The sequence below is a fragment of the Glutamicibacter sp. NPDC087673 genome (assembly GCF_044743255.1).
Taxonomy (GTDB): Bacteria; Actinomycetota; Actinomycetes; order Actinomycetales; family Micrococcaceae; genus Glutamicibacter.
Genome location: NZ_JBIUWB010000003.1, coordinates 306,685 through 322,063 on the forward strand (window position 1 = coordinate 306,685; position 15,379 = coordinate 322,063).

A 15,379-nucleotide genomic window follows, 5' to 3' on the forward strand; every position below is an offset into this window, starting at 1 on the left:
GATGGGTAGTATTCAAGATATGAAGCACTTCGTTGTTCCAGAAAGCAGCAGTTGGCCAGACTTTATGTCTTCAACTAGGCCGGGGCAATGGGTCGAAGATCCCCTCGGGCCTGATTTTGAGCACCAAACCTTGGATTTCGGCGTCGATGCGGAAGGACCGGCCGTCGCGACCTTGGTCCGCTATTGCCCGGCTGGATTCAGGAATCGGCTCGGACGACGAGCCCAGGGAATTGTTCTGAGCGTGCATGGCTGGAGCGATTATTTTTACAACCGCGAACTGGCAGCTTTCTGGCATCACCATGGATACCACTTCTACGCACTTGATCTACGCAGGCATGGACGCAGTCTGAGAGCCGAACATGCTTTGCCTGGTTATGTCGATGACTTGGCGGACTTCGATGAGGAGCTCAATGCGAGCTTGGAACTGCTGCGTAATGAGCATCCTCAATTACCGGTGGTTGCCCAAGGGCACTCGACGGGCGGCTTGATCCTGACCTTGTGGCTTGCGCGCCAAGCGCCGGGCATTAAAGCTCTGGTCCTGAATGCTCCATGGCTTGAGTTTCAGGGAACGGCGTTCCTGCGCATTCCTTTTCACGGCCTTATGGAAGCGATCACCCGCACGAATCCGCGCAGGAAGCTCAACGGACCAGAATTCGATCATTACTGGCAATCGTTAAGTACTGGTAGCCATGGCCAGTGGGACGTTCATCGGTTATGGCGACCACGGATCGCTTTTCCGAACACCGCGGGATGGCTGAAAACGATATTTGATGGCCATGCCCTAGTTGCGAAGGGGCTGAAACTTCAACAGCCGATCTTCGTCCTCACCTCGGATCGCACCCATATCGGCACGAGCTACTCCCCTGACATGCAGCACTGCGATTCGGTACTCGACGTTCAGCAAACGCGCTTGCGGGCGTTGAAACTAGGCAGTTTCGTTACCTTGTCCGAAATTCCGGGCGCAATGCACGATGTATTCACCTCCGCTGAGCCCGCCAGATCCGCAGCATATCGAGACCTAAGCCTCTGGTTGCGCTTGGTGGGAACAGCGCTGAAAACGTCCTAGGTCTGTGGCTTGTCGATAGCTCCGCCGTAACGGCGATCGCGTTTGGCATATTCTTCTACGGCGGTAAAGAGCGTTCGCCGGTCGACATCCGGCCAAAGCTGGTCGAGGAAGACCATCTCTGCGTATGCCGACTGCCAGAGCAGGAAGTTGCTTGTGCGTTGCTCGCCACTGGTTCGGAGGAAAAGATCCACATCTGGCAGTTCGGGAGCATGCAGGTATTTGGCGATAGTCTTTTCGCCAACCGAGCTAGCGCGAAGCCTGCCGGCTGCAACATCCTGGGCAATCGCGCTGACAGCGTCGCCTAGTTCTGCGCGCCCGCCGTAGTTCACGCACATGGTCAGCTGGCAACCCAGGTTGTCTTTGGTGAGTTCTTCGGCTTCCTTGAGTTCATTGATAACCGATTTCCATAGCTTGGGTTCTCGCCCCGACCAGCGTATGCGGACGCCCCATGAGTTCAACGTATCGCGTTGGCGGCGCAGAACATCACGTGAGAAGCCCATCAGGAAGCGCACTTCCTCAGGGCTGCGCTTCCAGTTCTCGGTTGAGAACGCGTAGACAGAGACGTACTTGACGCCCAGCTCCACGGCTCCGGCCACCACATCAAGCAAAGCTGCTTCGCCTGCACGGTGCCCCTCGGTACGAGGCAATCCCCGCTGGTTCGCCCAACGTCCATTGCCATCCATGACGATAGCTACGTGTTCAGGGATGAGTTCCTGCGGAATGGCGGGCATCTGCGGATTATCCGGATGCGCATAAGGAGCAACGGGGCCTTGGCGGCCGGTGATCTTAGGAAGCTTCTTCAATTTCTCTCCACAAGACGTAGGGAATTCACGGCACGCTCAAGGTGCCACTGCAAGTAGTTGGCCACGATATCTGCTGCTTGCTTGCGCGCTCGAGGTCCTGCTTCTGCCACGGTGGACCAGTCGCCTTCCAGCAGCGCCTGCAGATATTCAATGGTGACGGGGTGCGGCGATAACGATCCAGAGGGGCGGCATTCGGGGCAGACGACGCCGCCAAGCTGGACGTGGAGCGCTTGATGCGGGCCAGGCTTGCCGCAGCGCACGCAGTCGGTAAAGGACGGCGCCCAACCAGCAACCGAGAGGGCCCGCAAGATGTAGGAGTCCAGCACGGCTCCGGAATCGACTCGCTGCTTGGATAACAGGGCGATCGCACCGTGAAAGAGCTGATATTGCTGGAGGGCTGAATCGCTTTCTGTTTCCAGCAGTTTTTCAGCGATCTCCGACATGGCGTTGGCCACCGTGTAGCTCGGGTAATCCATGACCAGCAATTGGCCGTATGGATTTCGAAGCTGTGCCTGCGAGACGATATCGAGATTGCGGCCCATCACCAGAAGCGCGTCGACTTCCATGAACGGTTCCAGCGTGGCGCCCATCCGCGACGACGTGCGGCGTACGCCCTTCGCCACCGCACGGACAATCCCATTGGGTGTCAGCAGGGTGATGATGCGATCGGCTTCTCCCAGCTTGTGGGTACGCAAGACCAAACCACGGGTGTGGTAGCTCTTGGAAGCGAAACCTGATCTGGACACGGACAATATTCTCCCACTTCAACTCCCAAAGTTCTGAATCCAACGATTCCTATGGGTGTCGATTCGTCCCTGGGCGCGGTAGCTGCAGGAGCAACCCGGCATCTACCGGGCCCGAGGAAAAGGGGTTCAAGGTGTCTCTCGACTTGAATTGAGCGGGAACACCGACAGCGACGCAGTTATCAGGCAGGTCAGTAGCGACCACGGCATTCGCTCCTATATTGCACCGGCTACCTACTTGCACGCCACGCAATACCGTGGCACCGGATCCAATCATGCAGTCGCTGCCGATGACGGTTGTAGCTGGACCGGCAGACCCGGCTGCCGCGATAGTGGCCCCCTGGTAAATCAAAGTTCTGGATCCAATTACCGTATTAGGCCCGATAACGACACCAGTGCCGTGATCGATGAGAACGGGACTGCCAAAAACAGCAGAGGGATGGATGTCGATTTGCGTCAATGATCGGGCAATGAGCCTGATGATTTTCGACAGACCCCTGGTTGTCTTGCGCTGCCACAGCTGGTGAGTAACCCGATGCATCCAGATCGCGTGCAAGCCCGTTGAAGTAGTTGCCGTGGCCAATAGTCCTTGTGCTGCCGGATCGCCCGCAATGACCGCGCGGATTTCATCCATGAAACGGGGCAAAGCTCTTCCCTTTCCTCGTCGGCGCTTGCTTGCCAGCCGCCCTGGCAGTATATGGAAGGCAAAACGCCACGGCCAGCGTGGTGAGGCTGGCCGTGGCGTTGAGCTAGCAACAAGGTGGTGCCGCAGACCTACTTGCTGTCGCGGATCGCGCGGTTGACGGCCGAAACTACGGCCTTCAGTGCTGCAATGTTGGTATTGGTGTCCAGGCCAATGCCCCACAGGATGCGATCGCCCACGGCGCATTCGACGAATGCGGCTGCACGGGCGTTGCCACCTTCGCTCATGGCGTGCTCGGAGTAGTCCAGCACGCGCAGATCCACGCCATCATCGTTGAGCAGCTTGACCAGCGCGGAGACCGGACCGTTACCCTGGGCGCTGCGCTCATGGGCCACGCCGTCGATGATCAGCTTGGTATCCAGGCGGAAGCTTCCGTCCTCCGCCGAAGCCGCGGTCGCCGAAGCAATCTGGTAGTAGCCCCAGGGGTTCATGCCCGAATCTTCGCTGACCGGCAGGTACTCATCCTGGAAAACGTCCCAGATGCGCTGCGAGGAGATCTCGCCGCCCTCGGTATCGGTCTTGCGCTGGATGACCCCGGAGAACTCGATCTGCGCGCGGCGCGGCAGGTCCAAGTTGTAGTCGTTCTTCAGCAGGTAAGCAACCCCGCCCTTGCCGGACTGCGAGTTCACGCGGATCACGGCCTCGTAGGAACGGCCGATGTCCTTCGGGTCGATCGGCAGGTAAGGAACAGCCCAGACCAGGTCGTTGATGTCCTTGCCTTCAGCCGAAGCCTTGGCTTCCATCGCTTCCAGGCCCTTCTTGATTGCGTCCTGGTGCGAACCGGAGAAGGCAGTGAAGACCAGATCTCCGCCGTACGGGCTGCGTTCAGCCACTGGCAGCTGGTTGCAGTACTCGACGGTGCGGCGGATGTGGTCCATGTCCGAGAAATCGATCTGCGGGTCGATGCCCTGGCCGAACATGTTCATGCCCAAGGTCACCAGGTCGACGTTGCCGGTGCGTTCGCCGTTGCCGAACAGGCAGCCTTCGATGCGGTCGGCGCCGGCCAGGTAGCCCAGTTCTGCCGCGGCCACTCCGGTGCCGCGGTCGTTGTGCGGGTGCAGCGAGAGAATGATCGAGTCGCGGTTGGCCAGGTTGCGGTGCATCCACTCGATGGAGTCGGCGTACACGTTCGGGCTAGCCATTTCCACCGTGGCCGGCAGGTTCAGGATCATCTTGTTTTCCGGGGTCGCTTCCAGCACCTCGGCTACGGCCTCGGAAATGCGCTTGGCGAAGGCCAGCTCGGTCCCGGTGTAGGACTCTGGCGAGTACTCGTAGGTGATCTTGGTGCCGGTCAGCTGCTCTTCGTACTTCTTGCACAACCGGGCGCCCTGGACGGCGATGTCCACGATGCCGTCTTCGTCCTGGCGGAAGACGACTTCGCGCTGCAGGATCGAGGTGGAGTTGTACAGGTGGACGATGGCCTGCTTGGCGCCCTCCAGCGCTTCGTAGGTGCGCTCGATCAGGTGCTCGCGGGACTGGGTGAGCACCTGGATGGTCACGTCATCGGGAATGCCGCGCTCGATCAGCTGGCGGACAAAGTCGAAGTCGGTCTGCGAAGCCGACGGGAAGCCGACCTCGATTTCCTTGAAGCCCATTTCGACCAGCAGGTCGAACATCTTGTGCTTGCGCTCCGGGCTCATCGGATCGATCAGCGCCTGGTTGCCATCTCGCAGGTCGACCGCGCACCAGCGCGGGGCCTTGGTGATGTACTTGTCGGGCCAGGTGCGATCGGGCAGATTGACCTCGATCTGATCCTGGAATGGAACATACTTGTGGATTGGCATGTTCGAAGATTTCTGCATGTTCTGCATTTCTGTGGGTCCCCTAGACAAAATTAGTGCTTAGTTTGTGGGGCCAGACAAGAGCTACTCCGCGACGAGGGGTCGGCCTGTAGACCACTAGCGGTCCTTTGGATCCTCGCAGCGGCTAAGTAGTAGTAGAAGCTCGAAATGCACGAGATGAGCATAGCACCGCGCTTTGGAGGCAAGTGAAACTTATGTCACTTGCGTGTCACATAGTGGACGTCCGCCTTGCGCAAGGCAGCGGACAGGATGCCCAAGCAGGCGAACAATGGGGCTCATGGAGCTAAGCGCCAGGGAGGTCCATGGATGGAGGCGATCGGCATCGGCGCTGGAATCCATGGGCTGCGTCCCGGTGTTTCTCCCGCGGAAAGGCTGGCCCAGGAGATCCAGAGTGCGGGCCAAGCAGCCGATTAACCAGCTCGTCCCCCAAAACCGGTCTGGTCTTGAGGGACGAGCTACGCATTTTCCAGCGCTGGGGTGCGCAGCCTAGAAGCCGAGGCGTCCAAGCTGCTTCGGGTCGCGCTGCCAATCCTTGGCAACCTTCACGTGCAGGTCCAGGTAGACCTTGGTGCCCAGCAGCTTCTCGATGCCCTGGCGGGCGTTGGTGCCGACCTCTCGCAGGCGCGAACCGCCACGGCCAATGATGATGGCCTTCTGGCTGGAGCGCTCAACGAAGAGCGAGACGTGGATGTCGATCAGCGGATTGCTTTCGCTGCGTCCTTCGCGGGGAACCATCTCTTCGACGACGACGGCCAGCGAGTGCGGCAGTTCGTCGCGCACGCCTTCAAGGGCGGCTTCGCGAATCAGCTCGGAAACCATCTTGGCTTCCGGCTCGTCGGTCAGCTCGCCGTCCGGGTACAGCGGCGGGCCCACTGGCAGGTGCTCTGCCAGCACGTTGGCCACCTCTTCGACCTGGAATTCCTTGACAGCCGAGACCGGAACGATTGCGGCGAAGCCGTTCTCGCCGAAGTTCTGGGTACCCATTTCGGCCACCGCAACCAGCTGCTGCGCGAGCTGTTCGCGGTCCACCAGGTCAGCCTTGGTGACCAGGGCGATGATCGGCTTGCGCTGCAGCTGAGCCAGCTGCGTGGCGATGTAGCGGTCGCCCGGGCCGATCTTCTCATTGGCCGGGATGCAGAAGCCGATCGCGTCCACCTCGGAGAGGGTGTCGGCGACCAGGTCATTCAGGCGCTGGCCGAGCAAGGTGCGCGGACGGTGCAGGCCCGGGGTATCGACCAGGATCAACTGCGCATCCTCGCGGTGCACGATACCGCGGATAGTGTGGCGGGTAGTCTGCGGCTTGGCCGAGGTGATGGCCACCTTCTGGCCCACCAGCGCATTGGTCAGGGTCGACTTGCCGGCATTCGGGCGGCCTACGAAAGAGGTGAAGCCGGAGCGGAAGCCCTCAGGCCATCCGCTGGATGCAAGCAGGTTGTGGTTTTCACTCATGTGAGGAATCCTCGTCGTTCTCAATATGGTCGGATGCATCTGTTTCCAGACGCTCTACATGGATTTTGCCGATACGGTTGCGGCGGCCCGCGAGGGCTACCACGGTCAGGCGCAGGCCGTGCACTTCAGCGGTGGAACCGAGTACCGGCACCGATTCCAAGGCCTTGGAGAGCAGGCCGCCGACGGTGTCGACGTCCTCTTCCTCGATGTGCATGTCGAAGTGGTCGGCAATATCGTCAATGGATGCCGCCGCCACGGCGAAAATCGACCCGTCAGGGTTCTGGATCAATTCGGCCCTCGAACGATCATACTCGTCATCGATTTCGCCAACGATTTCCTCAAGCAGGTCTTCCAGGGTCACCAGGCCCGCGGTGCCGCCGTACTCGTCGATGACGATGGCCAGGTGGATGGATTCCTGCTGCAGTTCCTGCATCAGCTCTGCTGCCGACTTCGATTCGGGAACAAAGCGGACCTTTCGCGCCAATTCGGCCAGGGTCCGGGCCTGCTGCAGACCGTGGATCTCGCGGATCAGGTCCTTGAGGTAGATGATGCCCTGGATATCATCGGTGTCCTCGCCGATCAGCGGGATGCGGGAGAAGCCCGAGGCGATGAACAGGTCCATGGCGCTGTGGAAGGAATGATCCGCATCCAGCACCACCATGTCGGTGCGCGGCACCATCACCGAACGAACGCTGGTCTCCTCCAAGTCGATCACCGAGGAGATCAGTTCGGCCGATTCCTCATCCAGGTCCTCGCCTTCGGAGGCGCGATCCACCAGATCACGCAGTCGTTCCTTGCCCAGGTAGCCGTCGCCATCCACGCCGCCGGGGCTCAGCGCCTTGGCGATGGATGCCAACCACGTGGTGATGGGTCCGAGCACCAGGCGCAGGAAGCGGACCAGGGTGGCGGTGGACTGCACGACGTTCTGGGCGTTGGAACGCCCGTAGCGACGTGGCGACACGCTGACCAGGACGAATCCCAAGGCGGCCATCGCAATAGTGGAGATCATGCCGATCAGCCACACATTCTCGATCCACTGCGAAACGAGCAGGGCTACAGCGACAGCGGAAGCGGTCTCGAACCAGATCCGCCAGAACTTCACTGCCTGGGCGTGGGTTTCTGTTTCATCCAGAATTGCGGACAGCGATTTGGAATTGGACTCGGCGCGCAGGCGTTCAGCAGCGTGCCGGGATAATGCGTAGAAGGCTGAGTCTGCGGCAGTCAGCACGGCCGAGAAGGCCATGAAAACAAGGGCGAGAATCAGCAAAATTATTTCCACGGGGTTATTCCACCGTTTCCTTTGGCGCGGGGCGGCCGGTGTAGCTCTCTAGCAGCTGGCGCTGCAGCGCAAACATCTCTTCCTTTTCTGCTGGCTCCATGTGGTCGAAACCCATGAGGTGCAGCAGGCCGTGGGTGGTCAGCAACAGGATTTCATCGTGGGTGCTGTGGCCCCCGGCCTTGGCCTGCGCTTCGGCGACGGCAGGGCAGATGACGATGTCGCCAAGGATGCCGCTCTCCCCCGGCGCACCGGCAGTTCCTGGGCGCAGCTCATCCATCGGGAAGCTCATCACATCGGTGGGGCCTTCGAGGTCCATCCACTCGACGTGCAGGGCGCTCATGGCATCCTCGTCGATGAAAACGATCGATACTTCGGTTTCCGGATGCAGGAACATTGCCCGCATCACCGATTCTGCCAAGGCGTTGACATCCTTGAGATCGACGTCGTATTCGGTTTCGTTATTTACTTCAATGCTCATTTGCTGCGGCGTCCCCGGTTGTGGTCTTTGCGTCGGGTGTCATCCCAACGGTCGTAAGCAGTAACGATGTCGGCAATCAGACGGTGGCGAACCACATCCGAAGAGTCGAGTCGGCAGATGCTGATGTCGTCGATGCCTTCAAGGACATCGCTGGCCATGCGCAACCCGGAGGTCGCATTGTTGGGCAGATCCACCTGGGTGACATCCCCCGTCACTACCATCTTGGAACCGAATCCCAGGCGGGTCAGGAACATCTTCATCTGTTCACTGGTGGTGTTCTGCGCTTCATCCAGGATCACGAAGGCGTCATTGAGGGTGCGTCCACGCATATAGGCCAGCGGAGCGACCTCAATGGTTCCGGCTTCGAGCAATTGCGGAATGGTTTCCGGATTGATCATGTCGTGCAAGGCATCGTAGAGCGGGCGCAGGTACGGGTCGATCTTCTCGGTCAACGAGCCCGGCAGGAAGCCCAGCTTCTCCCCTGCCTCAACGGCAGGCCGGGTCAGGATGATGCGGTTGACCTGCTTGTCCTGCAAGGCGGCGACGGCCATGGCCATGGCCAGGAAGGTCTTGCCGGTACCGGCTGGGCCAATGCCGAAAGTAATTGTCGAATCCTCTATGGCGTCGACATAGCTCTTCTGGTTCACGGTCTTGGGGCGGATGGAACGTCCGCGCCCCGAGAGGATCTTCAGGCCCAGGACGTCGGTGGGTGCATCCGGATTGCCGGCGCTGAGCATCTTGATGATCTGCTCGATCGTTTCGGCGCTCATGCGCGAGCCGCGAGTGGCCAGCGAACGGGCTTCTTCGGTGACGCGCTGGGCCTTGCGGACTTGCTGCGGTTCACCTACCAGAGCCAGGGATTGGCCGTTGGGGCGGAAGCTCACCTGCGGGTAGGCGCCGGAGAGAATACGCAAGAGCTCGTCATTGGGACCGAGGGTGGCAATCATGAGCTCAGCTGTATCGAAACTGATGGTGAGCGATGCGGATCCGTTCTCCGCTGTCGCCTTATTCTGTTCAACCTGCATGCAGTGCGCGGCGCCCCTTTGCGAGCTTGGTGGTAATCGTGATTTGTCCTGCTTGCCATTCTATCGAGTCGCAGGCCAATCCGGAGAAAATTCAGGTCTCAGCGTAAGCAGTAGAACCTGAAAGTAGTCTTGAATGATGCTAATCGGGGCAAGTGGCGAACATATAGATTTGGTTACGGATTAGTAAGTTGGGCCATTTTTCTGCAGTTAGCCGCTTCTGATATGGCAAGCTTGAGAGCGGTTCCAATACGGCCAGGAGCCACAACAGCTAAAATCACCACGGATTGGTACGCAGTGCAATCAAGGATCTTGCGGAAGATTCCACGCCGATTCGGCGTTTTGGGAATCACTGCCGCTCTCGTCGTCGCCGCAGGATGCGGTCTGACGAATCGCGAGAGCTCCTATGAGATGCCATCGACCGCCGTGGCTGAATCGCTGAACCTGCCGAACGCCACCGACGCTGGCGAGGATGTCGGCATCGCGGCTAGCCTGCCCATCTACTGGCTGGAAAACACCGATACCGGCGTGTTCCTGTACCGCGAGTACATCGAGGACACCCGCCATCAGGAACCCATCGGCGATGCGATCTGGACGCTGCTCTCAGCCGACCCGATGAAGCCGAAACGCTATACCCATTTGAAGCCCACCGATGAAATCGGGGTTTCAATCAATAATGCGAATGTCATCACCTTGGATCTGCCGGCCAAGGTCTTCAGCGCCAATCTCGACCAGGGCCTGTCGGAGCGCGCCATCCAGCAATTGGTCTTCACCGCTACGGCAGCTGCCGCCAGCGCTGGACTGGTCGTGGGCGAGCTTCCCGCAACGGTCCGCATCCTGGTTGATGGCCAGGCAAATGCCACAGTCTTCGACGGTTTCCGGCTCAAGGATGTCTACGAGCGCGATGCGGCGTTCATTGCACCGATCTGGATCATCGATCCGCAGTTCAACAAGACCTTGGCGGATGGCTCGATCAAGATTAACGGCCGAACCACCCAGTTCGACATCGGCACCTTCTACTCCTTGCAGCGCAAGGACGCCGACGGCAAGCTCACGGTGATGACCGCTCAGAAGCAGGTCAACCCCGGGCAGATCAATGCCGACGGTTCATTCACCCTGACCACCGATCTGCGTGCCGGCTCATACCGGCTGACTTTCTGGGGCGTTGAGACCGAATCGGACCATCTGGTCGGCAAGGTCACCAGCGACTTCCGCGTCGAGTAACGCAGCATCCAGCGCTGCAGCCCCCGCCGGAAGTCCTGGACATGAACCTGGGCGCCCGTTGTCCTGGCCAGCTCCTGAACTGGTGGCGGATGAGCATTCTTGGCCTGCTGGCAGGATTTCCAGTGCCGTTGCCTTGGACAGCGTCCTTATCCGATCGGCTGCCGCATTCGCGTATCTGACCCGCAGCGACTTCGCGTTCCCCGTCCCGAGGCCTTTTCTCGGCTCGAACCCGTTGCGCCGGCCGGAGACGAAATTGCTCCGCAGATCCCGGCAGGCACATGCCTGCCGGGATCTGCGGAGCAATTCACCTGCTAACCGGAATTCTGGAACCTAGATTTCGCCGATCAAATGGCGGATCAAGACCAGGGCCGCGGGGCCCGCGGTCGAGGCACGCAGCACATGCTGGCCCAGCAGGGCTGGTTGGGCGCCGGCATCGACGAAGGACTGCAGCTCCGTTTCGGAGATGCCTCCTTCTGGCCCGACGATCATGATGATCTCCTGGCCGGTCCGCGCATCGGCGAGCCACGACTGCACATGCCGGGCCGCCGATTCCGCGGCCTGCTCGTGCAGAACCAGAACCAGTGCGCCATTTGCGGTATCGGCCGCGATGGCCTTGGCCAGTTCCTTGGAACCCAGCGGGTCCAGCACCTCTGGCTCATAGGCGCGGCGCGACTGCTTCTGCGCCGAGCGCACCTGGGCGCGCCACTTGGCCATGGCCTTGTCGACCTTGGCCGCGTTCCAGCGCACGATCGAGCGGTCAGCCTGCCAGGGGCGTACCGACAGCACGCCCAGTTCCACGCCGGACTCGACAGCTTGCAGGTCGCGATCCCCCTTGGACAGCGCCTGGACCAGGGTGACCGGGTGATCGCTGACCGCTTCCTCGGCACGGCGCAGGACCTTCACGCTCAGCAGGTCCTTGGCGGTGCCGATGACCTCCACAGTCAGGCGCAGCCCCTTGCCATCCAGCAGGTCCAGGTGCTCGCCCGCGGAGACCCGTTTAACGGTGACCGCGTGGTACGCTTCGGAGCCATCCAGTTCAAGAATGTCCCCGACCGATGCGTCCCGGCCCTGCTGGGCGTCAATGACGAAGCTGTGGTTGCTCATGCCTAGCGCTGGTTCAGCTTGTCGCGCAGGCGGGAGAACATGCCGCCGCTGTGCTCCACGCGGCCGGCGGAGAGTTCTTCGCCACGCAGCTTGGCCAGCTGCTCGAGCAGATCGCGCTGGGCAGCGTCGAGCTTGGTCGGGGTCTCCACCTGCAGGTGCACGATGATGTCCCCACGCTTGCCTCCGCGCAGGCGCGGCACACCGAGGCCCGGCAGGGTGACGGTGTCGCCATCCTGGGCGCCTGGCTCCACATTGATGGACTGGCCGCCGTCGAAGGTTTCCAGCTTCAGCTCGCAACCCAGTGCGGCGGCGGTCATTGGCAGGCTCATCTTGGCGTGCAGGTCGGTGCCGGCGCGCTCGAAGACCTTATGGCGGCGCACGTCGATCTCGACGAACAGGTTGCCGTTAGGCCCGCCGCCCGGGCCGGCTTCGCCCTGTCCGCGCAGCTGGATGCGGGTGCCGGAGTCGACACCTGCAGGAACGTTCAGCGACTTGGACACATGCTCGCGCACCCGACCTTCGCCGTTGCACTCCAGGCAGGGGTCCGGGATGGTGGTGCCGAAACCGCGGCAGGCCGCACAGGTTTCCACGGTCATCATCTGGCCCAGGAATGAACGCACTGGACGCTGCACCTGGCCTGCGCCATGGCAGATGTCGCAGGTGACCGGGCTGGTGCCTTCGCGCGTGCACGAACCGTTGCACGTCTTGCAGGTGACAGCGGTTTCCATCTCCAGCGGGTAGACCGTGCCCTTGACCGCGTCTTCCAGGTCGATGGTGATGGTGATCAGCGCGTCGCGGCCCGGCTGGGTGCGTGATGCCGGGCCCTGGGCCTGGCCGCCACCGAAGAACTGCTCGAAGATGTCGCCGAAGCCGCCAAAGCCCTGGCCGCCACCGCCGAAGCCCGGGTGGCCGTTGCCGTTCTCATCGCCGGTGGCGTCGTAGTTGGAGCGCTTGGTCTGGTCGGAAAGGACTTCGTAGGCTCGGGTGACCAGCTTGAACTGTTCTGCAGCGTCATCGCTAGGGTTTACATCCGGGTGCAGCTTACGCGCCAACTTGCGGTAGGCACTCTTGATTTCCTGCGGGGTCGCGTCCTTGGCGACGCCTAGGGTCTCGTAATGCGAGCTCACGTTATTCGCCGTGTCCTTTCCTGAGAATCTTGAAATTCGGTAGTGCCGGGCGGTGCCCAGCGAGGCTAGTTAGCCAAAATCTTCGACAGGTACCGTGCCACCGCACGAACCGAGGCCATGGAGGTTGGATAGTTCATCCGGGTGGGGCCCAGGACCCCGAGCTTGTTGCGCACATCGGTGCCGTAGGTGGTGGCGACCACGGCGGCTTCCGACAGCTGCCCGTAGTGGTGCTCGGTGCCGATGGCCACGGCCACGCCGCGCGAATCGGCTTCCAGCTCGGAGAAGAGCTTGAGCAGCACTACCTGCTCCTCGAGCGCCTCGAGCACCGGGGTTATGCTCAGCGGGAAGTCCCCTTCCACGCGGGCGAGGTTCGCGGTGCCTGCCATGATGATGCGTTGCGCGTTGGCCGCCTGGGCCATTTCTTCCAGCGCACCGATCACCTGGTCCACCAGGGGGTCGGCCTGCTGCGTCGAACTGCGCTCGATGCGGGTGAGCCGGCCGGCAAGTTCGGCAAGCTTCACTCCCCCGAAATTGTTGAGCAGCCACAGCTTCAAGTCATCCAGCTCATCATCGCTGTAGGAACGCTGGACCGGCATCATGCGCTGATCCACCGTGCCATTGGAAGCGATCATCACCATCAGCACCTGGGCCGAGCCCAGTCCGACCAGATCGAGGTTCTTCAACGAAGCGGTGTCGTAGTGCGGCACCTGGATCATTGCTACCTGGTTGGTCAACCGCGCCAGGAGGCGAACGGTGCTCTTGAGCATCTCGTCCAGGTCCGTGGAGCTGTCCAGGATCTTGTTGATGGCGTCGCGTTCAGCCCGCGACAGCGGCTTGAGCTCGCCGATCTCATCGACGAAGCGGCGGTATCCCTTTTCGGTGGGGATCCGTCCGGAGGAAGTATGCGGAGCGACTATGAGCCCCTCTTCTTCCAGCATAGCCATGTCATTGCGGATCGTCGCGGCGCTGACACCGAGGTTGTGCCGGTCAAGGAGCGCTTTGGAACCCACTGGCTCACGGGATTGGACGTAGTCCTCCACGATGGCACGCAGAACGTCTAGGCGTCGCGGCTCTGTCACAACAGCACCTCCTTGGATTCCCTGTGCCCGGCTTTGGCACTCTAACCTGTCAAGTGCCAAGTCTAATACGTTCAGCAGTTGCTAGCATTGGATTTCGAGCGTATTCGATCACAGCGAAAGGCAGTACGTGACTAATTACTCCTGGGGACCACGGGATCTGAGTGCACCGGCACCGAAAAAACTCCGCCAGGTCCCTGTTGAACGTGGCATGATTCTGGAAGATGCCACCTCAGGATGGGTAGGAGAAGTCATCCGTACCGAGAAATCCGGTGGCATGCGCGTGATCGTGCTCGAGGACCGCCACGGCAAGATCCGCTCCTTCCAGGCGGGCTTCGGGTTCTTCCTCGAAGGCGAAGCGGTGGAGATCATTGATCCCGTTGCCAAGGCCGCACCGCCCCAGAAGCTGGTCTCGGCTTCGGGTTCGCGTGCCGTTGCCGGACTGAAGGCCCGGGAGGCCAGGGCAAGCCGCATCTGGGTAGAAGGCAAGCACGACGCTGAGCTGGTTGAAAAAGTTTGGGGCCACGACCTGCGTGTTGAAGGCATCGTCGTTGAACCGCTGCATGGCGTGGACGATCTTGCCGGGGCTATCCGCGACTTCGCCCCCTCCGCGCAGCGCCGCCTGGGAATCCTGGTTGACCACCTGGTTGCCGGAAGCAAGGAATCGCGCATCGTTGCCGAGGCGATGAAGGTCCCCGGTGCAGCGCAAAACGTGCTGATCCTCGGCCACCCGTACGTGGATGTATGGCAGGCGATCAAGCCTGCGACACTGGGCATCAAGGCTTGGCCGGTGATCCCCAAGGGCACCGATTGGAAAACCGGTGTGCTCCGGGCCTTTGGCTGGCCGCACTCCACCGCGGAAGACATCGGCATCGGATGGCAGCGGCTCTTGTCCACGGTGCAGCATTACGGGCAGCTTGAACCGCAGCTCTTGGGCCGGATTGAAGAATTGATCGATTTTCTCACGACCGAAGATTACGGTTTCCTAACGATTGACTAATAGTTGGAGATTAGTCTGCGAATCTCCCCGTGCGCCCAGCCGCGGTCGCTATGATAAGAGGAACCACACTTAGCAAGACAAGGAAAAATAGTGACATCACGCCAGACGAAGCCATCGGAGAATTCCCGCTTCGAAGGTTCCAGGACCTCTGCGCTGCCGCTGACTCCTTCAGAAGATCGCCAGTGGGCAATGATGGCCCACTTCGGTGCCATCTTGGGTTGCGTTCCTTCGGCAATCGTCTTTGCCGTATTCCGGGACCGTGGCCCGTTCACTGCACAGGAATCGAAGGAAGCGTTCAATTTCACGTTCCCGCTGACCATTCTCGCCATCGTATTCAATGTGCTCATGGTCTTGCCGGTGATCGGCTGGCTTTTCGCAGTACTCGCCGTGGCCCTCTGGGTCTTCATGACGGTCTCGGGCGCCCTTGCTGCCATCCAGGCCAACAAGGGACGCCCTTACCGCTACCAATTCAATCTGCGGCTGATGAAGTAGCAGCGGTTTCC

The 15,379-nt window shown here is 60.7% G+C and carries 15 protein-coding genes; 4 read left to right on the forward strand and 11 right to left on the reverse strand.

Annotation, left to right across the window (positions count from 1 at the left end; translation table 11 throughout):
• Position 1 precedes the first annotated feature (1 nt).
• On the forward strand, positions 2-1,066 hold the full coding sequence (locus tag ACIOTL_RS08995; RefSeq protein ID WP_388022050.1) for an alpha/beta hydrolase: 1,065 nt from the start codon (positions 2-4) through the stop codon (positions 1,064-1,066).
• Here the strand turns inward: ACIOTL_RS08995 and ACIOTL_RS09000 are convergent.
• The 8 genes from ACIOTL_RS09000 to ACIOTL_RS09035 form a co-directional block, all read right to left on the reverse strand.
• On the reverse strand, positions 1,063-1,869 hold the full coding sequence (locus tag ACIOTL_RS09000) for an isoprenyl transferase (RefSeq protein ID WP_388022052.1): 807 nt from the start codon (positions 1,867-1,869) through the stop codon (positions 1,063-1,065). The two genes, ACIOTL_RS08995 and ACIOTL_RS09000, sit on opposite strands and share 4 nt — an antisense overlap.
• A complete protein-coding gene (gene recO / locus ACIOTL_RS09005) occupies positions 1,866-2,615 on the reverse strand; it encodes a DNA repair protein RecO (protein WP_105661281.1) in 750 nt (249 codons plus the stop codon). The genes ACIOTL_RS09000 and recO overlap by 4 nt, the downstream gene beginning before the upstream one ends.
• A 49-nt stretch (positions 2,616-2,664) precedes the next feature.
• Positions 2,665-3,501: a serine O-acetyltransferase gene (locus ACIOTL_RS09010; protein ID WP_105661282.1), complete on the reverse strand. Its 837-nt coding sequence runs from the start codon at positions 3,499-3,501 to the stop codon at positions 2,665-2,667.
• A complete protein-coding gene (gene leuA / locus ACIOTL_RS09015; RefSeq protein ID WP_388022054.1) occupies positions 3,387-5,126 on the reverse strand; it encodes a 2-isopropylmalate synthase in 1,740 nt (579 codons plus the stop codon). Before leuA ends, ACIOTL_RS09010 begins: the two co-directional genes overlap by 115 nt.
• 477 nt (positions 5,127-5,603) lie before the next feature.
• Positions 5,604-6,566 carry a GTPase Era gene (gene era / locus ACIOTL_RS09020; protein ID WP_105658337.1) on the reverse strand — a complete coding sequence of 321 codons (963 nt, stop codon included), beginning with the start codon at positions 6,564-6,566 and terminating at the stop codon, positions 5,604-5,606.
• Positions 6,559-7,845 carry a hemolysin family protein gene (locus tag ACIOTL_RS09025; protein ID WP_105658336.1) on the reverse strand — a complete coding sequence of 429 codons (1,287 nt, stop codon included), beginning with the start codon at positions 7,843-7,845 and terminating at the stop codon, positions 6,559-6,561. The genes era and ACIOTL_RS09025 overlap by 8 nt, the downstream gene beginning before the upstream one ends.
• A 4-nt stretch (positions 7,846-7,849) precedes the next feature.
• A complete protein-coding gene (gene ybeY, locus ACIOTL_RS09030) occupies positions 7,850-8,323 on the reverse strand; it encodes an rRNA maturation RNase YbeY (protein ID WP_105658335.1) in 474 nt (157 codons plus the stop codon).
• Complete coding sequence (locus tag ACIOTL_RS09035; protein ID WP_105658334.1) at positions 8,320-9,348, reverse strand: PhoH family protein; 1,029 nt, start codon at positions 9,346-9,348, stop codon at positions 8,320-8,322. The genes ybeY and ACIOTL_RS09035 overlap by 4 nt, the downstream gene beginning before the upstream one ends.
• Before the next feature lie 309 nt (positions 9,349-9,657).
• Here ACIOTL_RS09035 and ACIOTL_RS09040 point away from each other — a divergent pair, with 309 nt between their 5' ends.
• Complete coding sequence (locus tag ACIOTL_RS09040) at positions 9,658-10,569, forward strand: GerMN domain-containing protein (RefSeq protein WP_332728102.1); 912 nt, start codon at positions 9,658-9,660, stop codon at positions 10,567-10,569.
• A gap of 330 nt (positions 10,570-10,899) precedes the next feature.
• Here ACIOTL_RS09040 and ACIOTL_RS09045 read toward each other — a convergent pair whose 3' ends face one another.
• The 3 genes from ACIOTL_RS09045 to hrcA form a co-directional block, all read right to left on the reverse strand.
• Entirely contained in the window at positions 10,900-11,673 is a 774-nt protein-coding gene (locus tag ACIOTL_RS09045; protein ID WP_400342381.1) for a 16S rRNA (uracil(1498)-N(3))-methyltransferase, read from the reverse strand.
• Positions 11,674-11,675: 2 nt separating this feature from the next.
• Positions 11,676-12,800, reverse strand: coding sequence for a molecular chaperone DnaJ (gene dnaJ / locus ACIOTL_RS09050; protein ID WP_105658331.1), 1,125 nt, complete (start codon positions 12,798-12,800; stop codon positions 11,676-11,678).
• A 65-nt stretch (positions 12,801-12,865) separates the two neighbouring features.
• A complete protein-coding gene (gene hrcA / locus ACIOTL_RS09055; protein WP_105658330.1) occupies positions 12,866-13,879 on the reverse strand; it encodes a heat-inducible transcriptional repressor HrcA in 1,014 nt (337 codons plus the stop codon).
• Positions 13,880-14,006: 127 nt separating this feature from the next.
• On the opposite strand from hrcA, the gene ACIOTL_RS09060 reads away from it, so the two are divergent.
• Together ACIOTL_RS09060 and ACIOTL_RS09065 are read left to right on the forward strand one after the other, a co-directional pair.
• Complete coding sequence (locus ACIOTL_RS09060) at positions 14,007-14,876, forward strand: DUF3097 domain-containing protein (RefSeq protein ID WP_400342382.1); 870 nt, start codon at positions 14,007-14,009, stop codon at positions 14,874-14,876.
• A 90-nt stretch (positions 14,877-14,966) separates the two neighbouring features.
• A complete protein-coding gene (locus ACIOTL_RS09065) occupies positions 14,967-15,368 on the forward strand; it encodes a DUF4870 domain-containing protein (protein WP_105658328.1) in 402 nt (133 codons plus the stop codon).
• Positions 15,369-15,379: the final 11 nt, after the last annotated feature.